This is a genomic window from Bradyrhizobium niftali (assembly GCF_004571025.1).
GTDB classification, from domain to species: Bacteria; Pseudomonadota; Alphaproteobacteria; order Rhizobiales; family Xanthobacteraceae; genus Bradyrhizobium; species Bradyrhizobium niftali.
Window position 1 is genome coordinate 39,399 of sequence record NZ_SPQT01000003.1, and the last position, 20,960, is coordinate 60,358.

22 protein-coding genes are annotated in these 20,960 nt (G+C 64.8%); 8 read left to right on the forward strand and 14 right to left on the reverse strand.

Annotated features, from left to right (window positions below; translation table 11 throughout):
• Positions 1 to 107: 107 nt before the first annotated feature.
• The 10 genes from E4K65_RS08910 to E4K65_RS08955 form a co-directional block, all read right to left on the reverse strand.
• Complete coding sequence (locus E4K65_RS08910; protein ID WP_135173832.1) at positions 108 to 1,307, reverse strand: CaiB/BaiF CoA transferase family protein; 1,200 nt, start codon at positions 1,305 to 1,307, stop codon at positions 108 to 110.
• Between the two features lie 126 nt (positions 1,308 to 1,433).
• Positions 1,434 to 1,640: a hypothetical protein gene (locus tag E4K65_RS08915; RefSeq protein WP_027543142.1), complete on the reverse strand. Its 207-nt coding sequence runs from the start codon at positions 1,638 to 1,640 to the stop codon at positions 1,434 to 1,436.
• 115 nt (positions 1,641 to 1,755) lie between these two features.
• Positions 1,756 to 2,925, reverse strand: coding sequence for an acetyl-CoA acetyltransferase (locus E4K65_RS08920; RefSeq protein ID WP_135173833.1), 1,170 nt, complete (start codon positions 2,923 to 2,925; stop codon positions 1,756 to 1,758).
• 59 nt (positions 2,926 to 2,984) lie between these two features.
• Positions 2,985 to 3,635 carry a bifunctional 4-hydroxy-2-oxoglutarate aldolase/2-dehydro-3-deoxy-phosphogluconate aldolase gene (eda, locus tag E4K65_RS08925; RefSeq protein WP_167770662.1) on the reverse strand — a complete coding sequence of 217 codons (651 nt, stop codon included), beginning with the start codon at positions 3,633 to 3,635 and terminating at the stop codon, positions 2,985 to 2,987.
• 13 nt (positions 3,636 to 3,648) lie between these two features.
• Complete coding sequence (locus E4K65_RS08930) at positions 3,649 to 4,641, reverse strand: sugar kinase (protein WP_167770705.1); 993 nt, start codon at positions 4,639 to 4,641, stop codon at positions 3,649 to 3,651.
• A gap of 29 nt (positions 4,642 to 4,670) precedes the next feature.
• Complete coding sequence (denD, locus tag E4K65_RS08935; RefSeq protein ID WP_027543146.1) at positions 4,671 to 5,657, reverse strand: D-erythronate dehydrogenase; 987 nt, start codon at positions 5,655 to 5,657, stop codon at positions 4,671 to 4,673.
• Between the two features lie 64 nt (positions 5,658 to 5,721).
• A complete protein-coding gene (locus tag E4K65_RS08940; RefSeq protein ID WP_027543147.1) occupies positions 5,722 to 6,645 on the reverse strand; it encodes a carbohydrate ABC transporter permease in 924 nt (307 codons plus the stop codon).
• The gene (locus tag E4K65_RS08945) at positions 6,638 to 7,588 is read right to left on the reverse strand and encodes a carbohydrate ABC transporter permease (protein ID WP_027543148.1); all 951 of its coding nucleotides are present in this window, start codon (positions 7,586 to 7,588) and stop codon (positions 6,638 to 6,640) included. The genes E4K65_RS08940 and E4K65_RS08945 overlap by 8 nt, the downstream gene beginning before the upstream one ends.
• A gap of 64 nt (positions 7,589 to 7,652) precedes the next feature.
• The gene (locus E4K65_RS08950; protein ID WP_135173836.1) at positions 7,653 to 8,972 is read right to left on the reverse strand and encodes an ABC transporter substrate-binding protein; all 1,320 of its coding nucleotides are present in this window, start codon (positions 8,970 to 8,972) and stop codon (positions 7,653 to 7,655) included.
• A gap of 42 nt (positions 8,973 to 9,014) precedes the next feature.
• Complete coding sequence (locus tag E4K65_RS08955; RefSeq protein WP_135173837.1) at positions 9,015 to 10,082, reverse strand: ABC transporter ATP-binding protein; 1,068 nt, start codon at positions 10,080 to 10,082, stop codon at positions 9,015 to 9,017.
• 200 nt (positions 10,083 to 10,282) lie between these two features.
• Here E4K65_RS08955 and gntR point away from each other — a divergent pair, with 200 nt between their 5' ends.
• From gntR to E4K65_RS08995, 8 genes are all read left to right on the forward strand, one after another.
• Positions 10,283 to 11,383, forward strand: coding sequence for an HTH-type transcriptional regulator GntR (gene gntR, locus E4K65_RS08960; RefSeq protein ID WP_167770663.1), 1,101 nt, complete (start codon positions 10,283 to 10,285; stop codon positions 11,381 to 11,383).
• A gap of 132 nt (positions 11,384 to 11,515) precedes the next feature.
• On the forward strand, positions 11,516 to 13,345 hold the full coding sequence (locus E4K65_RS08965; RefSeq protein ID WP_135173839.1) for an IlvD/Edd family dehydratase: 1,830 nt from the start codon (positions 11,516 to 11,518) through the stop codon (positions 13,343 to 13,345).
• A 115-nt stretch (positions 13,346 to 13,460) separates the two neighbouring features.
• Positions 13,461 to 14,192: an SDR family oxidoreductase gene (locus tag E4K65_RS08970; RefSeq protein ID WP_135173840.1), complete on the forward strand. Its 732-nt coding sequence runs from the start codon at positions 13,461 to 13,463 to the stop codon at positions 14,190 to 14,192.
• Between the two features lie 123 nt (positions 14,193 to 14,315).
• Positions 14,316 to 15,062, forward strand: a complete 747-nt coding sequence (locus E4K65_RS08975) for an SDR family NAD(P)-dependent oxidoreductase (protein ID WP_135173841.1) — start codon at positions 14,316 to 14,318, stop codon at positions 15,060 to 15,062.
• A gap of 69 nt (positions 15,063 to 15,131) precedes the next feature.
• Positions 15,132 to 16,265, forward strand: coding sequence for a serine hydrolase domain-containing protein (locus E4K65_RS08980; protein WP_235885537.1), 1,134 nt, complete (start codon positions 15,132 to 15,134; stop codon positions 16,263 to 16,265).
• Positions 16,266 to 16,268: 3 nt separating this feature from the next.
• Positions 16,269 to 16,661: a GFA family protein gene (locus E4K65_RS08985; RefSeq protein ID WP_135173843.1), complete on the forward strand. Its 393-nt coding sequence runs from the start codon at positions 16,269 to 16,271 to the stop codon at positions 16,659 to 16,661.
• Positions 16,662 to 16,812: 151 nt separating this feature from the next.
• Positions 16,813 to 17,493 carry a site-2 protease family protein gene (locus E4K65_RS08990; RefSeq protein ID WP_135173844.1) on the forward strand — a complete coding sequence of 227 codons (681 nt, stop codon included), beginning with the start codon at positions 16,813 to 16,815 and terminating at the stop codon, positions 17,491 to 17,493.
• Between the two features lie 72 nt (positions 17,494 to 17,565).
• Positions 17,566 to 17,988: a hypothetical protein gene (locus tag E4K65_RS08995; protein WP_135174109.1), complete on the forward strand. Its 423-nt coding sequence runs from the start codon at positions 17,566 to 17,568 to the stop codon at positions 17,986 to 17,988.
• On the opposite strand, the gene E4K65_RS09000 is transcribed toward E4K65_RS08995, so the two are convergent.
• The 4 genes from E4K65_RS09000 to E4K65_RS09015 are packed head-to-tail and all read right to left on the reverse strand — an operon-like array spanning position 17,976 to position 20,958.
• On the reverse strand, positions 17,976 to 18,803 hold the full coding sequence (locus E4K65_RS09000) for a TonB family protein (protein WP_135173845.1): 828 nt from the start codon (positions 18,801 to 18,803) through the stop codon (positions 17,976 to 17,978). The two genes, E4K65_RS08995 and E4K65_RS09000, sit on opposite strands and share 13 nt — an antisense overlap.
• Positions 18,804 to 18,823: 20 nt before the next feature.
• Positions 18,824 to 19,288, reverse strand: coding sequence for a TonB system transport protein ExbD (gene exbD, locus E4K65_RS09005; protein WP_135173846.1), 465 nt, complete (start codon positions 19,286 to 19,288; stop codon positions 18,824 to 18,826).
• Positions 19,289 to 19,291: 3 nt separating this feature from the next.
• Positions 19,292 to 20,272: a tonB-system energizer ExbB gene (exbB, locus tag E4K65_RS09010; protein WP_135173847.1), complete on the reverse strand. Its 981-nt coding sequence runs from the start codon at positions 20,270 to 20,272 to the stop codon at positions 19,292 to 19,294.
• On the reverse strand, positions 20,269 to 20,958 hold the full coding sequence (locus tag E4K65_RS09015) for a Fe2+-dependent dioxygenase (protein WP_135173848.1): 690 nt from the start codon (positions 20,956 to 20,958) through the stop codon (positions 20,269 to 20,271). The genes exbB and E4K65_RS09015 overlap by 4 nt, the downstream gene beginning before the upstream one ends.
• Positions 20,959 to 20,960 lie beyond the last annotated feature (2 nt).

The window sequence follows — 20,960 nt, forward strand, 5'->3', positions numbered from 1 at the left end:
TTCCGGGGCGGTCCGAAGGACCGAACCCGGAATCTCGAGATTCCGGGTTCGATGCTTACGCATCGCCCCGGAATGACGGATGGGAGAATCATCGTCATCCCTTCCCCCTATTCCGGCGCTGCACGCGTCACGCCATCGCGCACCAAGGCGGCGATCTCGTCCGCGGAATAGCCGATCTCCTTCAGGATCTCCGCGCCGTGCTCGTTGAGACGTGGTGCAAGCCTGATAGGCTCGGCCTCGGTCTCCGACCAGCTCGCCGTCACCTTCATGCTGCGGATCGGTCCTTCAGTCGGATGGTTCACGACCGGGAAGAAATTGGTCGCCTCCAGATGCTCGTCGTGCAGCATCGAGGCGAGGTCGTGCATCGGCATGACCGGCACATCGGCTTTCGTCAGCAGGTCGATCCATTCGGCTGTCGTGCGCGTCTCGAAGATGCGGGCGAGCTCGGCATAGACGACGTCGATATTGCCGGCGCGGCCGGCGAAGGTCGCGAATTTGGGGTCGGCGCGCAGATCGTCGCGGCCCGTGGCCTTGAAGAAGTTCTCCCACTGCTTGTCGTTGTAGACGATGACGCTGAGATAGCCGTCCGAGGTCTTGTAGGGCCTGCGGTCGCGCGAGAGGTGGCGGGCATAGCCGCCCTTGTCGAGCGGCGGCTCAAAGGTGAGCCCGCCCATGTGGTCGCCCATGACGAAGCCGGCCATGGTCTCGAACATCGGGATGTCGACGCGCTGGCCGCGCCCGGTGCGGTCGCGGTGCACGAGGCTGGCGCAGATCGCGCCGACGGCGGTGAGGCCGACGATGCGGTCGACCAGCGCGTTCGGTACATAGCGCGGGGTGCCGTCACCGGTCTGCGCCATCAAGGCGGGGAGCGCGGTGGCGCCCTGGATCAGATCGTCATAAGCGGGCTTGGCGGCATAGGGCCCGTCCTGGCCGAAGCCGAACACACCGGCATAGACGAGGCGCGGGTTGATCGCGGAGACGACGTCATAGCCGAGCTGAAGCCGCGCCATCGCCTGCGGACGGACGTTGTAGACGAGAACGTCGGCATCCCTCAGCAGCCGCAGCACGGCATCACGCCCCGAAGGCTTCTTCAGATCGAGGCAGATCGAACGCTTGCTGCGGTTGGTGTTGAGAAACACCGGGCCCATGCCGGCGTGGCGCATCGGGCCGATCAGGCGGGTGACGTCGCCGTCCAGCGACTCCACCTTGATCACGTCGGCACCGTAGTCGCCGAGCATCTGGGTCGCGTAGGGCCCCATCAGCACGGTGGTCATGTCGACGACCTTGATGCCCTTCAGCGGCCCCATTGGTTCGCTCCCGATTGCGCGGGCGCAAAGCGCGGCCCGCGATTTCGGTCCAGCTAACGGCAGCGGTGTCGCGCGCGCAAGGGCGGCCGGCGTATGGCCGCATGCGCCGCACGGCAATATCGGCCGCTATTTCTTCTCGCGGGATTCGCGGATCTTCAGGAGCCGGTCGAGTTCTTCGTTCTGCTGGCTGATCCGGTCGGCGATGCGCGACTCGTTCTGCTCGCCGGATGCGGCCGCGGCCTGCTCGATGAGCTGCCGGATATTGTCCTCGAGGATCGCGATGCGATCGTTGAGTGCGTCCATCGACAGCGAGTCTTCGTAACCATTGCTCATGATATATTCCCTGCAAATCAATCAAGAGCTTTAAGGAGACCAGATCAGCCCACCATGATCTAGCGCAACAACGAAGGTGGGCACGGCGCGTCGCGCCTTCGCCCACCCTACAGCCTTACTTCAGCGGCTCCAGCACGGAGACGTAGTTGGCGACCGCGGCGCCGCCCATGTTGAAGATGCCGCCGAGTTTTGCATTTTTGAGCTGCATGCCCTCGGGCGCTTGCCCGGCGAGCTGCATCGCGGTCATCACGTGCATGGAAACGCCGGTGGCGCCGATCGGATGGCCCTTGGCCTTCAACCCGCCGGACGGATTGACCGGCAGCTTGCCGTCCTTGAGGGTCCAGCCTTCCTTGATGGCGCGGGCGCCCTGCCCCTTCGGCGTCAGGCCCATCGCTTCGTATTCGATCAGCTCGGCTACGGTGAAGCAGTCATGGGTCTCGACGAAGGAGAGATCGGTGAGCGCAACGCCCGCCTGCTCCAGCGCCCGCTGCCAGGCGACCGTGCAGCCTTCGAACTGGAGGATGTCGCGCTTGGACATCGGCAGGAAGTCCTGGGCATGCGCGGTGGCGCGGAAGCCGATCGACTTGCTCATGGTCTTGGCGGTTTCGGCGTCGGCCAGCACCAGCGCCGCGGCGCCGTCGGAGACCAGCGAGCAGTCGGTGCGCTTCAGGGGTCCGGCGACGTAAGGGTTCTTCTCGCTCTCGGCGCGGCAGAACTCGAAGCCAAAATCCTTGCGCATCTGGGCGAAGGGATTGGCGACGCCGTTCTTGTGGTTCTTGGCCGCGATCAGCGCCAGCGCATCGGACTGGTCGCCGTATTTCTGGAAATAGGAGCTGGCGATCTTGCCGAACACGCCGGCGAAGCCGCCGACGGTGTCGCCGTCCTCCGGCAGATAGGAGGCCTTGAGCAGGTTCTTGCCGATCTCCGGTCCCGGCGTGCGCGTCATCTGCTCGACGCCGACGACCAGCACGATCTTGGCAGCGCCTGCGGCAATCGCGCGCAGGCCTTGGTGCACGGCGGCAGAGCCCGTGGCGCAGGCGTTCTCGACGCGGGTGGCCGGCTTGAAGCGCAGCTTCGGGTCGGCCTGGAGCACCAGCGAGGCGGTGAAATCCTGGGGCGAGAAGCCGGCGTTGAAATGGCCGAGCACGATCTCGTCGACGTCGGAGGCCGAAATGCCGGCATCCGCCAGAGCCTCATTGGCCACGCGGGTGACGAGGCTTTCCACAGTTTCGGTGTCGAACTTGCCGAACGGCGTGTGCGCCCATCCGACGATGCTGGCGGTCATGGTCTTTTCTCCCTGGCGTCTCTTACTGAGCTAAGTCTTAGCGCAGCGATGGCAAGACTTCACGCGCCTTTCAGGGCCTTGAGGGTGCGCTGGCAGATGGCAGTTATGCCGGCCCAGTTCCCCGCCCTGATCTCGGCCGTCGGGCACAGCCAGGAGCCGCCGACCGCGACCACGTTGGGCTCGGCGAGCCAGGTCGCCGCATTGGCCTCCCCCACCCCGCCGGTCGGGCAGAACCGCACGTTCGGGAACGGCCCGCCGAGCGAGCGCAGGCCCTTGATGCCGCCGGCCTGCTCGGCCGGGAAGAATTTTGCGACGTCGAAGCCGTAGGACAGCGCCAGCATCAGCTCGGACGCTGTGGCAATGCCCGGCGCGAACGGCAACGAGCTATCGGTGGCGGCCTTCAACAGGTCCGGGGTCAGGCCCGGGCTGATGCCGAACGCGACGCCGAGCTTCTCGACACGGGTGAAGTCCGCCGGATTGAGAATTGTGCCGATGCCGACGACCGCCTCGGGCACCTCGGCCATGATCGCCCTCGCTGCTTCGATCGCAATGGAGGTGCGCAGGGTCACCTCCAAAGTGCGGATGCCGCCGGCGACCAGCGCTTGCGCCAACGGCACTGCATCCTGGATACGCTCGATGGTGAGAACGGGAATGACGGTCGCGGCCTTGAACAGCGCGACGAGGTGGTTCTGTTGGGCAGTCGTGGTCATCTCTTGGATCTTTTCACTTGGTCGCTTGACGTGTGGTCGCCGGCCGGTGCCGCTTCTTCGGCGGCATGGCATAGCCCGGAATGATGGCGCCGGGATAGCAGATCACGAGGCTGGCGAGGCGATGGCCGGCCTGGGCCGCCTCGACCGGCTCGGAACCGGCGAGCCGGGCCGCGATATAGGCCGCGGCAAAGCTGTCGCCGGCCGCCGTGGTGTCAACGACGGGCTTGGTCATTGGTTCGGCACGGACCTCGCGCGTCCCGCCGGGGAAGCGCAGCAGGCTGACGGGCTCGGCGAGCCGGAACACCAGCTCGGGGGAAGGAATGCGCGCCATCAGCTGGTCGTGGCTCTCGCCGGGATAGAGCGCGAGCAGATCCTCGGTCGAGGTCAGCACGATGTCGGCGGTCGCGAACGCCGTGGCGAAGGCCTCGCGGGCGACATCGCGATCAGGCCATCCCCGCGCGCGAAAATTGGTGTCGAACACGAAGCGGGTGCCGAGCAGGCGGGCGCGCTTGATCGCCGCGAACAGGCGCTCGCGGCCGGGGGCGTCGTAGATCGAGAGCGTGATCGCCGAGAGATAGACGATGTCGTAGCTCATCAGCGAGTTGAGCAGCTCGTCCGTCTCCGGCAGGCTCATCAGCTGGCGCGCGGCCGCACTGTCGCGCCAGTGGAAGAACTGGCGCTCACCCTTCGCGTCCGTCTGGATCATGTAGAGGCCGGGCAGCTTGCCCGGCAACCGCACGACGCGCCTCGTGCCGACGCCCTCGCCGGTCCAGGCCGCGATCATCTCATCGCTCAAGGCATCGTCGCCGAGCGCGGTGAGATAGTCGACCTTGACCTCGAGCCGCGCCAGATAGACCGCGGTGTTGAGGGTGTCGCCGCCGAAGCCGCGCGAATAGAGACCGCCGCCCTGCCCGGCGGACTGTCCGGCAGATTGTCCCGCGGAATGTCCTCCTTGGGCCTGCCGGAGCTCGACCATGCATTCGCCGATGCAAGCAACGCTCGCCATCACCAGATCCACGCTGTTCATCGATTGCGTCAGGCGACGAAATTGCCGCCGAGCTCGTCTTCGATGTGAATGCGGATGATATCGTCGAAATTCTTCTCGGCGGTGGTGAAGCCGAGCTCGAGCGACCGCTTTGCGTTGAAGTTGCGCGGCCAGCCACCGACGATGCCGACGATGAAGGGATCGGGTTCCCGCTTGATGCGGGCGGCGACCTTTTCGCCGGCAACGCGCTTCAAGGCGGCAATCTGCTCGCCGACGGTTGCCGACAGGCCCGGCATGGTCAGGTTACGGCGCGGGCCGACGGCGGCGAGGTCCATGGTGCCGGCATGCAGCAGGAAGCCGACGGCCGAACGCGGCGTGGCGTGCCAGTGGCGGACGTCCTCGGACACCGGGAGGACCGCTTCCTTGCCGGCCAGCGGCTCACGCAGGATGTTGGAAAAGAAGCCCGATGCCGCCTTGTTTGGCAGGCCGGGCCGGATGCAGATGGTCGGCAGGCGGATGCCGATGCCGTCGAGGAAGCCGCGGCGGGAATAGTCGGCCAGCAGCAGTTCGCCGATCGCCTTCTGGGTGCCGTAGCTGAGCAGCGGAGTGTGGAAGAACTCGTCGCCGATCGCATCCGGGAACGGGGCACCGAACACGGCGATCGAGGACGTGAACACCACGCGCGGCTTGTAGCCGCCGCCGACGAGGCGGATCGCGTCGAGCAGCATTCGCGTGCCGTCGAGATTGATGCGGTAGCCCTTGTCGAAATCGAGTTCGGCCTCGCCCGAGACGATCGCGGCGAGATGGAAGATCGCGTCCGGGCGTCCGGCGATCAGCTTTTCGGCCGCGCCCGGCACGGCGAAATCGCCCGACACCGTCTCGACCGGAAAACCGGCCTTCTCCGGCTTCTTGGGCTCGACCACGTCGTGCATGGTCAGCTTGGTGATCTCGCTCTTGCCGAGCCGGCCGTCGCGCAACAGCCGTTCACAGAATTTGCGGCCGACCATGCCGGCGGCGCCCAGAACCAGAATGTGCAAGAGCCTACTCCTTCTTATTGGCCGGAACGCGCCGCTCCTGACGCGCCCTCGGCAAGCCCCGCGATCATTCCTTCACGGCGCCGGTCATCGCCGACACATAATGCTCCACGAAGAAGGCGTAAAGGATGACGAGCGGCAGCGAGCCGGCCAGCGCCCCCGCCATCAGCGAGCCCCAGCGGTAGATGTCACCATCCACGAACTCGTTGACGATCGCGACCGGCACGGTCTTGTTGCTGGTCGACTGCAGGAAGGTCAGCGCGTAGATGAACTCGTTCCAGCACAGGGTGAAGCAGAAGATGAAGGCCGAGATCAGACCCGGGATTGCGAGCGGCACGACGATCTTGATCAGGATCTGCCAACGGCTCGCTCCGTCGATCAGCGCGCATTCCTCGAGCTCGAAGGGGATGGTCTTGAAATAGCCCATCAGCAGCCAGGTCGAGAACGGGATCAGGATCGTCGGATAGGTCAAGATCAGCGCCAGCGGCGAGTCGAAAAGGCCGTACTGATACACGACGGTGGCGAGCGGGATGAACAGGATCGAAGGCGGCACGAGATAGGCAAGGAAGATCAGCCCGCCGACGAGATTGGCGCCCTTGTAACGCAACCGCACGATGGCGTAGGCCGCGAACACCGATGCGATGATCGAGAGCACCGTGGCGCAGATCGCCACGTACATCGTGTTCCAGAGCCAATGCGGATAGTAGCTCTCGAACAGCAGCTTGTAGAAGTGCTTGAAGGTCGGATTCCAGGTCCAGAACGGATTGAACCTGTCGAGATCGAGCAGCTGCTCGTCCGGCTTCACCGAGGTCAGCGCCATCCAGTAGAACGGGAACAGCAGGACCACGACGATGATCGTGAGCGGCAGATAGAGCGTGACCATGCGTCGCGGCACGGACTGGAGATAGCTCATGCCCTCGCTGTGATCGGCGCGCGTCGGCGCCGATAGCACGGACTTGAGATCGACTTTCGAGGCAGGAAGATCAGTCATTGCTTTCTCCCTGTTGCCACTTGCGACGCTGCAGGCCGAACCAGGAGACCATGATCGCGGCGAGCAGGAACGGAATCATGGCGCTCGAGATCGCGGCGCCCTCGCCGAGCTGTCCCGCGATGATCGCGCGCTGATAGGACAGCGTCGCCATCAGGTGGGTCGCATTGACCGGGCCGCCGCGCGTCATCGCCCAGATCAGCTGGAAGTCGGTGAAGGTGAACAGCACCGAGAAAGTCATCACCACTGCAATGATCGGCGTCAGCAGCGGATAGGTAATGAAGCGGAAATTCTGCCAGCGCGTGGCGCCGTCCAGAGTCGCGGCTTCATAGAGCGAGGGCGACACCGTCTGCAGGCCGGCGAGCAGCGTGATCGCCACGAACGGCACTCCGCGCCAGATATTGGCGAAGATAACGCAGATCCTCGCCCAGGTGGTATCCCCGAGGAAATTGATGTTCTGGCTGATCAACCCGAGATGCCGCAACGACCATGAGATGATGGAAAACTGAGAGTCGAATATCCACCAGAACGCCAGCGCGGAGAGCACCGTGGGCACGATGAAGGGGATCAGTACGGCTGCGCGCAGCAGCGCCTTGAACGGCATGTGCTCGTTCAGCAGCAGCGCGAGATAGAGCCCGACCGCGAATTTAACGGCGCTGGCGACGAAGGTGTAGAGCAGCGTGTTGAACACCGACAGCCAGAAGATGGAATCGTCCCAGAGCCATTCGTAGTTCTCGGTGCCGATGAAGTGCCCGACGCGGCCGATGCGGGTATCGGTGAAGGACAGCCAGATACCGAGCCCGAGCGGATAGGCCAGGAAGAAGATCAGGAATGCCATGGCCGGCACCATGAACCAGAAGCCGAGCCAGTTGCGGTTGTGTTTGAGCTGGTCCCAGGCGCCTTGAATCTGCGGCTTGGCGCGGGGAGCAACTGCGATATCGGCCATGCTCGGATCCCTGATCGGAGTGTTGATGAGTGGGTGGCCGGCGAGACCACCCACTCCGCGACGGCTAACGATAGATGCGCTTCAACTGGCGCTCGGCTTCCGCCATTGAGCCCTTCACATCCTTGGTGCCGGTGCAATAGTTGGCGAACATGTCGACGACGATGAAGTCGGCGATTGCGGTTGCCGCCTTCTCGCCCACGGTGCCGATGCCCGAGGCCGGCAACGTACGCTTGGACGCCTGCGCGAACACGGCGTTCTTGGGATCCGCAGTCCAGACCGGCGCCGTCTCATAGGCGTTCAAGGTCTGCGTCAGATAGCCCTGCGCACCGCTCAACCACTTCTCGTAGTTCTCCTTTTCCAGCATGAAGGCGATGAAGGCCTTCGCTGCGTTCGGATATTTTGTGAAGTTGAACGCGAGGATGGGCAGCGCAAGCTGCAATTCGGTCGGCTTGCCGATCGGACCCACCGGCCACAGGGCGTGATAGGTGTCCTCGGTCAGCTCCTTCTTGCTCGGATCGGTCTTGGCCCCCACGTAGATCGAGATGCCGTTGGCCGTGCAATAGAGTTCGCCAGCCAGGTACGCCTTGTTGTTGGAGGAATCGTTCCATGACGGCGTACCCGGGATGAAGGTCTCGTAAAGCGCCTTGCAATACTCCAGCGCCTTCGCCGTCTCCGGCGAATTGATGATGACCTTGTCGTTCTGGTCGACCGTGTAGGCGCCGTGCCCCCACAGCACCCAGTGCAGCCACGAATTGCCGTCGCCCGACGCGTGACCGAGAGCGAAGCCGGCCGGGGTGTTGTTTGCCTTGAGGGCCTTGCACATCTCGAGGAAGCCGGGGAAATCCTTCGGGAACTCCTTGAAGCCCGCCTTGTCGAGTGCCGACTTGCGGTAGGTCATGTAACCGCCGTTGGTCGCCACGGGGATGCCGAGCCAGTCGTCGCCGAGCTTGCAGGTCTTGGCGGCCGCATCAGTCCAGCCGCCATACTTCTTGCCGAGATAATCGGCGACGTCGTTCATCTTGAGCACTTTGGTGGGGAAGAGCTGCGGCAGCGTGTGCAAGCCCCAGGCGAGATCGAGCCCGGAGCCGGTATTGGCCGCAACGGAGGCCTTCGGCTGCACGTCCTCGAAAGACTCGCTGAACACGTTCATCTCGGTGCCGGTCGCGGTCTTGAACGCCGCGACCATGGCGTTGAATGCTTCGTCCTCCTGCGGCACGAAGCGCTTCCAGCGCATCACCGTCAGCTTGGCGCCGGACTCCGCCTTCCACGGCGAGTCCGCCGCCCAAGCCCTTGCGAAGTCGAACAGTGCCGGCCCGGTCAGTGCGCCGGTGGCAGCCAGAGCCGTTCCGCCTTGAAGCAGAGCCCGGCGGGTAAAGTCTTGCATGTCGTCCTCCCTGTGATGCTTTTTCTTGTCTTACGTCTTGGGCTACGCGTTGAGGCGCTTGCCGGTCGCCTCGTCGAACAAGTGAATCACCGACGGATCGGGCCTCAGCCGGACCTTGTCGCCCGGGTTGAACTGGTGACGCTCGCGGAAGACGGCGACGACCTGCTCGCCACCGAGCTTTGCGAACACCTGGGTTTCCGAGCCGGTCGGCTCGACCACGACGATCTCGGCCTCCGCGCCGTCGTCGGCGATGGTGAAATGCTCGGGCCGGACGCCAAAGACCACGGGACGGCCGTCGGACCCCGCCGGCGCGCTCCTGAGCGGCAGCTTGACGCCGTTCGGCCCTTCGAAGATCGCAGCGCCGTTGACGCGCACATGCCCCTTGAGGAAGTTCATGGCCGGCGAGCCGATGAAGCCGGCGACGAACTGGTTTTCGGGCTTGTCGTAGAGCTCGAGCGGCGTGCCCATCTGCTCGACGATTCCGTCATGCATGACGACGATCTTGTCGGCCATGGTCATGGCCTCGATCTGGTCGTGGGTGACGTAGACGGTCGTGGTCTTGAGCCGCTGATGCAACTCCTTGATCTCGGTGCGCATGGCGACGCGCAGCTTGGCGTCGAGGTTCGACAAGGGCTCGTCGAACAGGAAGACCTGCGGATCGCGCACGATGGCGCGGCCCATGGCGACGCGCTGGCGCTGACCGCCGGAGAGCTGGCGCGGATAGCGCTCGAGCAACGGCGACAGCGCGAGGATCTCGGCGGCGCGCTTGACGCGCTTGTTGATCTCGTCGGAGCTCGCGTTCCGCAGCTTCAGCGAGAAGCCCATGTTCTCGCCGACGGTCATATGCGGATAGAGCGCGTAGTTCTGGAACACCATCGCAATGTCCCGCTCCTTGGGCTGGACATTGTTGACGACGCGGTCGCCGATCGAGATCGTGCCGGAGGTGATGTTCTCGAGGCCTGCGAGCATGCGCAGGAGCGTCGACTTGCCGCAGCCGGAGGGACCGACCAGGACCACGAACTGGCCGTCCTCGATCGGGATCGAGACGCCGTGCAGGACTTCAAAGTTGCCGAACGATTTCCGCACGTCGCGGATTTGCACAGACGACATCTAGCTCCCTCCTCGAAAGTCCACGGCGCCTCGCGCCGTGACCGTCTTGTTTTTTCTGAACTTCGCCGAACGAAGCCCGGTCTTAACAGGCGACATTGTCGGCAGTTTGTGCGGTTTTGGCAATTTGTCTTTGGTTAGTCGTTGCTGGTAGCGCTGTCAACGTTCCTTTGTTTGCGACAATGACTGTGTTAAGAGCAGCAATGGGTCGAAAACGCACCAAGTCAGGCAAAATCCGGCTGGCGGAAGTCGCCGAGCTTGCCGGCGTCAGCCCGATCACGGCGTCCCGCTTCTTCCGTAATCCCGAGGCGCTCTCGGTCGCCAAGCGGACGCGGGTCGAGAGCGCGGCCAAGGAGCTCGGCTATGTGCCGAACCTGGCGGCACGCGCGCTCGCCTCGCAACGCACCGAGGTGATCGGTGTCTTGATTCCGTCACTGACCAACAACGTATTTTCCGACGTGCTGCGCGGCATCTATGACGCCTCCGAAGGCGGCCGTTACTCGATCCAGCTGTCCAACACCCGCTACAGCATCCTCCAGGAGGAGAAGCTGCTGCGCCTGTTTCTTGCGCAGAAGCCGGCCGGGCTGATCGTCACCGGCATCGACCAGACCGAGGAATCGCGCGCGATGCTGGAGGCGGCCGACTGCCCGATCGTGCAGATCATGGAGATCGGCCCCAATCCGGTCGACATGATGATCGGCTTTTCCCACTATGAGGCAGCGCGCGCAGCGATTGCCCACCTGTTCGGGCAAGGTCACCGCAAGGTCGGATTCGTCGGCGCGCGCATGGACCCGCGGGTGCAGCGGCGGCTGGACGGCTACGTCTCGGCCATGAAGGACGCCTCCCTGTTCGAGCAACGCCTCGTCGTCACGACCGCGACGCCGACATCCGTGACGCTCGGCGGCGCCCTGTTCACCGACCTCCTGGCACGCGAGCCCGACCTCGATGCGGTGTTCTGCGCCAACGACGACCTCGCGCTCGGCGTGCTGTTCGAATGCCGGCGCCGGGAGATCGCAGTCCCCGAGCAGATCGCCATCGTCGGCTTCAACGACCTCGAATTCATGGCCTCCGCCGTCCCCACACTCACCAGCGTGCGCACCAACCGCTACGAGATGGGCAGGACGGCTGCCACCATGCTGATCGAGGCGATCGACGGACGGCGCCCGGAGCAGCCGGTGCTCGATCTCGGCTTCAAGGTAATCGAGCGGCAAAGCTCGTCGGCGCGGCGTTCGGACAGCAGGCCGGCCGCGTCAGGTGCGGGCACGGCGAACAAAATGGTAGCGTTACCAAGTAGCCATGACTAATATCGGAATTGTGAGGAAACGCCCCGCCAGCGGGAAGGCAGATCATCGCTCGCGCCGCTGGGCATCGCACAAGCCGACACCCCAAAACTGACGAAGACCGACGCCAGTGCGTTTGCATTGCAGGAGAACCCGATGACAAAAAGGCCAACCAATGGGCACGCGCCCGCCGGCAACGGCGCCCGCCGCCACCTTCGCTCGCAGGAATGGTTCAACAACCCGCATAATCCGGGCATGACCGCGCTCTATATGGAGCGCTATCTGAACTACGGCCTCACCCGCGCCGAGCTGCAGTCCGGCAAGCCGATCATCGGCATCGCCCAGACCGGCAACGACCTCTCCCCTTGCAACCGCCACCATATCGAACTCGCCCACCGCGTCCGCGAAGGCATCCGCGAGGCCGGCGGCATTGCGATGGAATTCCCGACCCATCCGATCCAGGAGACCGGCAAGCGGCCGACCGCCGCTCTGGACCGTAACCTTGCCTATCTCGGCCTCGTCGAAATCCTCTACGGCTATCCGCTCGACGGCGTGGTGCTGACCACCGGCTGCGACAAAACCACGCCGGCCTGCATGATGGCGGCGGCGACCGTGAACCTGCCCGCGATCGTGCTGTCGGGCGGCCCGATGCTGAACGGCTGGCATGCCGGCGAGCGCACCGGCTCCGGCACCATCGTCTGGAAGTCGCGCGAGCGGCTCGCCGCCGGCGAGATCGACTATGAAGAGTTCATGGAGATCGTGGCGTCCTCGGCGCCCTCGGTCGGCCATTGCAACACCATGGGCACCGCCTCGACCATGAACGGCCTTGCCGAAGCGCTCGGCTTCTCGCTGCCGGGCTGTGCGGCGATCCCCGCCCCCTATCGCGAGCGCGGCCAGATCTCCTACGAGACCGGAAAACGCATCGTCGAGATGGTCTGGGAGGACCTCAAGCCCTCGGACATCCTGACCCGCAAGGCGTTCGAGAACTGCATCGTGATCAACTCTGCGATCGGCGGCTCGACCAACGCGCCGATCCACATCAACGCGCTGGCGCGTCACATCGGCGTCGAGCTGTCGATCGACGACTGGCAGAAGGTCGGCCACGACGTGCCGCTGCTGGTCAACATGCAGCCGGCCGGCTTCTATCTCGGCGAGGAATTCCACCGCGCCGGCGGCGTGCCGGCCGTGGTGCGCGAATTGATGAAGCACAAGCGCATCCATGAGGACGCCCTCACCGTCAACGGCCGCGGCATCGGCGAGAATTGCAAGAACGCGCCGGTCCCCGACAACGATGTGATCTGGGCCTACGACAAGCCGATGGTGAAGGACGCCGGCTTCCTGGTGCTGAAGGGCAATCTGTTCGATTCCGCGATCATGAAGACCAGCGTGATCTCCAAGGAATTCCGCGACCGCTATCTCAGCAACCCGAAGGACCTCAACGCCTTCGAAGGCCGCGCCATCGTGTTCGAGGGTCCGGAGGATTATCACGCGCGGATCGACGATTCCTCGCTCGATATCGACGAGCGCTGCGTGCTGTTCATCCGCGGCACCGGGCCGATCGGCTATCCCGGCGGCGCCGAGGTCGTGAACATGCAGCCGCCGGCGGCCCTGATCAAGCGCGGCATCCACTCCCTGCCCTGCATCGGCGACGGCCGGCAGTCGGGCACCTCGGGCTCGCCCTCGATCCTCAACGCCTCGCCCGAAGCCGCGGCCAATGGCGGCCTCGCGATCCTCAAGACCGGCGACAAGGTCCGCATCGACCTCAACAAGGGCAGCGCCAACATCCTGATCTCGGACGAGGAGCTGAAGCAGCGCCACGCCGAGCTCAAGGCCAATGGCGGCTTCAAGCATCCGCCGAACCAGACGCCGTGGCAGGAGATCTACCGCAACACCGTCGGCCAGCAATCGACCGGCGCCTGCATGGAGCTCGCCACCCGTTACCAGAACGTCGCCGGCGCGTTTGGCGTGGCGCGGGATAATCACTGAGTTAGGCACACGTAGCCCGGGTGAGCGAAGCGACACCCGGGACGTCCGCTCCCGGATGTCGCGCTTGCGCGCTCATCCGGGCTACGGCACCGAGCAAATCGAGGAGAACAAGAAAATGGCAGACCGCCTCAAGGGAAAGCGCGCCGTCATCACGGCTGCGGCAGCAGGCATCGGGCGCGCATGCGCGATCGCATTCGCGCGTGAAGGCGCAACCGTCATCGCCACCGACATCAACGAGGCCGGCATCGCAGGCCTGACGAAGGAAGGCATCGCCGAGGTCGCCAAGCTCGACGTCCGCAACACCGCCGACGTCAATGCATTCGCCAAGCGCGTCGGCAAGATCGACATCCTGCTCAATGCGGCGGGCTTCGTGCACCACGGCACTATCCTGGAATGTTCGGAAGAGGATTTTGATTTCTCGTTCGACCTCAACGTCAAGTCGATTCACCGGACCATCAAGGCGTTCCTGCCCGAGATGCTGGCGGGCGGCGGCGGCAGCATCGTCAACATCTCGTCCTGCGCCGCGCTGCGGCCGCCGGCCAACCGCTACGTCTACAGCTCATCGAAGGCGGCGGTGTCGCTGCTGACGCGCGCGGTGGCGCTCGACTTCATCACCAAGGGCATCCGCTGCAACTCGATCTGCCCCGGCACCGTCGAGACGCCCTCGATGCTCGACCGCGCCGCCGCGCAAGGGCCGCAGGGCAAGGAGATGTTCGTCTCCCGCCAGAAGATGGGCCGGCTCGGCACCGCCGACGAAATCGCGTCCATGGCGGTCTATCTCGGCAGTGACGAGAGCGCATTCACCACCGGCGTCGACCTCGTCGTCGACGGCGGCTACATGCTCTGATCACTCCTCATCCCGAGGAGGCGCGACAGCGCCGTCTCGAGGGATGGGCCACGGGCTTCATGATTCGAGACGCGCGCCAAGTGCGCGCTCCTCACCGTGAGGGACAGATAGAGGGATTTGTCGATGAACAAGATCGATCTCAACGGCCGCGTCGCCGTCGTCACCGGCGGCGCGCAGGGCTTTGGCCGCGCCATCGTTCAGCGCTTCGCCACCTCCGGCGCCAAGGTCGCGATCTGGGATTTCGACGCCGCACTGGCCGAGAAGGCGGCCAAGGAGATCGGCAGCGAGACCAAGGTCTTCAAGGTCGACGTCACCGACACTGCGGCCGTCGAGCAGGCGCGCGATGCGACGCTGGTCGCCTTCGGCAAGATCGACATCCTGGTCAACAATGCCGGCATCGCCGGCGTCAACAAGCCGGTCTGGGAGACCGACCTCGAGGAATGGCGCAAGGTGCTGCGCATCAACCTCGACGGCCCTTTCATCGTCTGCAAGGCGATCGTGCCGGTGATGCTCAAGCAGAAATACGGGCGGATCGTGAACATCGCCTCGATCGCCGGCAAGGAAGGCAATCCCAACGCCTCGCACTATTCGGCGTCCAAGGCCGGCCTGATCGCGCTGACGAAATCGCTCGGCAAGGAGCTCGCCGCGCATGACATCCTCGTCAATGCGGTGACGCCGGCGGCCGCGAAGACCGCGATCTTCGACCAGATGACGCAGCAGCATATCGACTTCATGCTGTCGAAAATCCCGAAGGGTCGCTTCGTGCTGGTGGAAGAGCTCGCCGCGATGGTGAGCTGGCTCGCATCCGAAGATTGCGCCTTCTCCACCGGTGCGGTGTTTGATATTTCCGGCGGACGGGCGACCTACTGAAGCAGTGGCCGCCCCTGGAAAGGGCAGACCATGCGGCTTGGTCGTCGGGATTTTGGGCGTCGGGATTTCGTGAAGCTCGCAGCGGGCGCAGGCGCGCTGCCGCTGCTGTCATCGACGACACTCGCGCAACTGGCACCCAACCCGCCGAACATCCGGCCGCCCTCGCCGGCCGAGCGCGGCGCCATGGCACGGCTCGCGCACAGCTTCATGGACAAGTACGGCGTGCCGGCGCTGTCCTTCGCGATCGGCTATGCCGGCAACGTTGTCCATGAGGACGCCTTCGGTCTTGCCGATATCGAGCGGAACGAGGCCGTGACGACGCGGCATCTGTTCCGGATCGCCAGCGTCAGCAAGACGATCACCTCGGTCACGATCTTCCGCCTGGTCGAGGAGAACCGCCTCAAGCTGACGGATCGCGTGTTCGGCCCGGGCGCGCTGCTCGGCACCGATTACGGACAGTCGCCGTACTCTGACGGCATCGACCAGATCACGCTCGAACATCTGCTGACCCACACCGCCGGCGGCTGGAGCAACGACAACCGCGACCCCATGTTCACCCACCCGCGGATGGATCATGCCGAGCTGATCGCCTGGACGCTCGCCAACCGGCCGCTGGACCGGCCGCCGGGCCAGCGCTACGCCTATTCCAATTTCGGCTATTGCCTGCTCGGCCGCGTGATCGAGAAGCTCACCGGCCAGCCCTATGCCGAGCATGTCCGCACCGACGTGCTCGCGCGCTGCGGCGTCACCGACATGACCATCGTCGGCAACACGCGCGAGCAGCGCCAGGCCGGCGAAGTCGTCTATTACGGTCAGGGCGAAAATCCCTACGGCATGAATGTCCGGCGGATGGATTCCCATGGCGGCTGGATCGCGACGCCGTCGGATCTCGTGCAGTTCCTGATGCATGTGGACGGCTACACGAGGCCGGCGAATATCCTGCGGCCGCGCACCATAGAGGTCATGACCACCGCGCCCAGCTACAGCCCGGACTACACCAAGGGTTTTTGCGTCAACAAGTCGGGCAATTGGTGGCACAATGGCAGCCTGCCGGGCACGAGCACGATTGCCGTGCGCACCCATGGCGGCTTCTGCTGGGCCGCCTTCACCAACACCAGACGCAGGAATTCCGACATGGATGGCGATCTCGACAATCTCAACTGGAACATGGCGCGCCAGGTCGGCGAATGGCGGGTGGCCTGAGCCATGATCCGGGAAGGTGGATGTCTGTGCGGCGCGGTGCGGTTCAAGGCGGAGGGCGAGCCGCTCAATGTCCGCATCTGCCATTGCCGCTTGTGCCAGAAGGCGATGGGCTCGCCCTATTTTGCGCGCGCGCAGTTCGACCAGCGCGCGCTGACCGTCGAGGGCGACACCGAGCGCTATGCGTCGTCCGAGAATATCGACCGCGTGTTCTGCAAGCGCTGCGGCACGCGGCTGTTCGCCTGGCGGCGCAACGGCACGCTGGCCGGTGTGGCACTCACCACCTTCGACGACCGCAACGCCTTTACGCCGACCGAGCACATCTGGGTCTCGGAAAAGCTCGCCTGGCTGAAGCTCGACGATGGTCTCACGCAATATCAGACGACGATCCCGGCGTGAATTTGTTCCGGCGCGGCGGCTGCGGGCCTCGCCGGTCAATTGCAGCGTGGCATTTCAGAATCGGCCACCCTATGTTCAGGGCAAGCGTCGCTGTACCGCCGGTTTGGCCGGACGGCTGCAAGGCCGCAGGCACAACCGGAACGGACGAGCCGTGAACATTTCTTTCTATGACCTGTCGGTGTGGGTGCTGCCGCTCGTGCTCGCCATCACCTTCCACGAGGCCGCGCACGCCTTCGTCGCGCATCGGCTTGGCGACAACACGGCCTGGCAGCTCGGCCGCGTCAGCTTCAACCCGATCCGCCACATCGACCCGTTCGGTACCCTGATCCTGCCGGCAATGCTGCTGTTTGCGCATTCGCCGTTCCTGTTCGGCTATGCCAAGCCGGTGCCGGTGAATTTTCGCAACCTCAACAACCCCAGGCTCGACATGGTCTGGGTGGCCCTTGCCGGGCCCGCCACCAACATCCTGCTGGCGCTCGCCGCGGCCCTCGCCGTCCACGCCCTGCCCTGGGTCCCCGCCAGTTCGGCGCACTGGATCGTCGACAACCTCAAGAACGCGATCCTCATCAACGCGATCCTGGCCGTGTTCAACATGATGCCGATCCCGCCGCTCGACGGCGGGCGCGTCGCGGTCGGGCTGCTGCCGCGACCGCTCGCCCTGCCGCTGGCCCGGCTCGAGCCGTTCGGTATGCTGATCCTGATCGGCCTGTTGATCCTGCTGCCGCTTGCGGGCTCGCAGTTCGGTCTAAATCTTGATGTTATTTCAGCAATACTGCGAACGTTGACCGGTTATGTGATTCAAGCTGTTCTCTTCCTGACCGGCAACGCGTAGTTGAACAACGACACCCGAACACAACGAACACAAGCCGAAGGGCCAGAGGCCGACTTGGTCAAAGCTGCCGATATGCTGATCGCGCGACGCGCCGACACCCGAGCCCGTGCCGATTTTGCCACCTGGAAGATGATGGCCAAGCTCAACGGCTCGTCCGCGCTGCCACCGGAAGCCCAGGAGTTCCTCGCGAGCTACAAGAACCTGCTGGCGCGGATGAGCGAGGGCGAGGCCACCGAAGCCACCATCGGCGCGATCTACAGGGCCTACTATGCCGAGATGGGGGGCGCGGGAGCTCCGCCCGACGTCCGCCCCCGCCCGGCAGAGCCGGCGGCGGACAATGTTACCGCTTTCCGCCGTCCGGCACCGAAGCCGAAGACGACCAGCTTCTTCCGGGCTGGCACGGCCGCTGGAGCCCAGAAACGGCCCCTTCCGGTGGCGCTGATCTTCGCCTGCCTGGTCGTGGTCTATGTCGGCATCCGGCTCTACTGGCGCTGAGCCGTCTTCTTCTTTTTCTTCTCGTCCGGCGGCTTGAACTTGATCTCGACGGTGCGTTCGAAGCGATCCTCGATCAGCTCGGTAGGCGGCACCGGGAATGGATCTGACTTGTGGACCATGGAGATCGCAGCGGCATCGTAAGCCGCATCTCCGGACGACTCCACGACGTCGACCGAAACCACGTTTCCTCGTCGATTGAGCGCGAAGCTCACCTTTGCAACCTGGTTCCTGGGCTCCTTGCCCTCCGGATTGACCTTGTGCGCCGCGAGGTGCGCGCTGATCTTGCGGTTCCAATCGGCCGTCAGCTTCAGGAGGTCCTTGCCGATGCCGAGAACCGGCGCCATGGCCTTCTCGGCCTCGCGCGTGGCGTCTTCAAAGGTTTGCCGGTCCATGGCAATCGACTTCTGCGATGCCTCCATGGCCGGCGTTTCGACGGCGGCCACCTTCGGATCGTCGTCCTGTTCCTTCTTCGCCTTGTTTTCGCTGACGAGGCGATCGGGATCCTCGGCCTGTTGCGGCCGATCCTGGGGAAGCTCCGTCTCCTTCAGCTCGGCCTTTTGCTCGGGCAGCGCCGGGCGCTCTTCCTGCTCCTCAGAGTCCGTAGGCCCGGGCGCCCTGTCGGACTCCTGAGCCGGCGGCGAAGTCATCTCGACCGCGAACTCGGCCCCCGCGGCGCCCAACCCCTCGTCGCCATCGTCGGCCCGCAAGTTCGCGAGCGCGAGCGCGGCCCCGCCCAAATGGAGCGCGAGCGCCGCGACCGCCGCCAAAATCCAAAGCCTCCTGGCTGGTCTGGGTTCGAGTTCGACGTCAGGCATAGCAGTTCCTTGGCGCACCTCTAAGGCTGTGCAGCGCCCGCAACAGGTGCTCCCGCCGCCGCGGGAGGCCCTTCGAGCGCGACCAGTTTCACCCGCGTGTAACCGCCGGAGCGCAGCAGCTCCATGACGCCCATCAACTCGCCATAGGGCACGGAGCGATCGGCACGCAGGAAGACGTACTTGTCCTTGCTCATGTCGGACATGCTGTCGAGGGTCGCGATCAAATCGGCCCGGTGGACGGAATCCTCTCCGATGGCAAGCCCCAGGTCGCGCTTGATGCTGAGATAGGTCGGCTTGTCCGGCTTCTTCTGCGGCGTCGAGCTCGACGTCGGCAAATCGATCGGCAGATCGACGGTCGAGAGCGGAGCTGCGACCATGAAGATGATCAGCAGCACCAGGATGACGTCGATGAACGGCGTGACGTTGATGTCATGCGTTTCCGAGAAGTCGTCGTCGTCCTCGTTGTCTGCGAGCGAAACGGCCATGGTTCACTCCGCCGCGCGCGAATGCAGGCTGCCGTGGCTGCGATCGAGATCGCGCGAGAGCAGCCGTCCCGCCGCGCCCGAGGCACGGCTGACGAGCTCGAGATAGCCCTTCGTCATGCGCGAGAAGTGATTGTAGATGATGACCGCGGGAATGGCGGCGACGAGGCCGATCGCGGTGGCGAGCAGCGCCTCGGCGATGCCGGGCGCGACCACGGCGAGGTTCGTGGTCTGCGACTTCGAGATGCCGATGAAGCTGTTCATGATGCCCCAGACCGTGCCGAACAGGCCGACGAAGGGCGACGTGGAGCCGATGGTCGCGAGCACGCCCATGCCGATGCGGATGCGCCGCGCCTCCGCGCGCACGATCTCGGAAAAGCTCGAGGCTGCGCGCTCCTTGATGCCGGCATCGCTGGACAGGCCGGCCGACATCCGCGCCTCGCGCAGCGCCGCCGCCAGGAAGGACGGCAGGATGCCCTCCTTGGTGCCAAGCGCCATCTGCGCTTCCGCGAGCGACCGTGCCTCCGAGATCTTCCGCAGTGCCGAACGGAGCCTGCCGGACGCGACCGACAGCTCGATCGACTTGGCGATGAGCACGGTCCAGGTCACGATCGAAGCGAAGGCGAGCCCGATCATCACCGCCTTCACGATGACGTCCGCCGACATGAACATCACCCAGGGCGACAATTCCTTCATGGCCGGCGCGGCAGCGGATGCCGTGTCGGGCTTCGCAGACGCCGGGGCGATGGCTGCGGGGGACGCCGTCGGTGCCGCGGGAGCGGTCGCCGTCGAGGCCGCAGGCGCCGGGGCGGCAGGCGCGGTTGTCGCCTGTGCCGCGGGGGCCGGGCTGGCCGGAGCCGGCCGGGCCATGGATGGTGCCGGGGCCGCAGGCGGGGTCTGTGTCTGGGCAGAAACAGGCGATGCGAGCCAGACGGCCGCCAGCATCAAAGCTGCGGCAAGGCTTGCTTGGAAGGACATGATCTTCATACTTCGGCCCAGTAGCGAATGAGGTTGTGATAGATACCCGTCAATTTGACCGTTTCGGGATCGTCACGCCCGAGCCGTTCCACCAGCGCCTGTATCGCGGTGTCGAGGTCAAAGATCATGCTCCGGGCTTGATCGTCCCGTATCATGCTCTGAAGCCAGAAGAAAGATGCAACCCGCGCTCCCCGGGTCACCGGCGTCACGAGATGCAGGCTGGTCGAGGGATAGAGCACGCAGTCGCCGGCTGGCAACTTGACTTCGTGCGAGCCGTAGGTGTCCTCGATCACAAGTTCGCCACCGTCGTACTCGTCCGGCTCGGCGAGGAACAGCGTGACCGACAGGTCTGTGCGGATGCGAAGGCCGGTCAGGCGGTCGCCGCGGATCGCATTGTCGACATGCAGGCCGAAATGGTGGCCGCTGGTCGCCGCATAGCGGTTGAACAGCGGCGGGAAGATCTGGAGCGGGATCGCCGCCGCGATGAAGCGCGGGTTCGACGCCAGCGCCGAGATGATACGGTTGCCGAGCTTGCGCGCGACCTCGCTGTCCGGCGGCAATTGCTCGTTGCGCTTGACCATGGCCGACTGCGACCCAGCGGTGGAGCGGCCGTCCTCCCATTCGCTGGCGTCCATGATGCGGCGGAAATCCGCCACATCATCCTTGCTGAGAACGCGAGGCAGGCACGTCAACATGA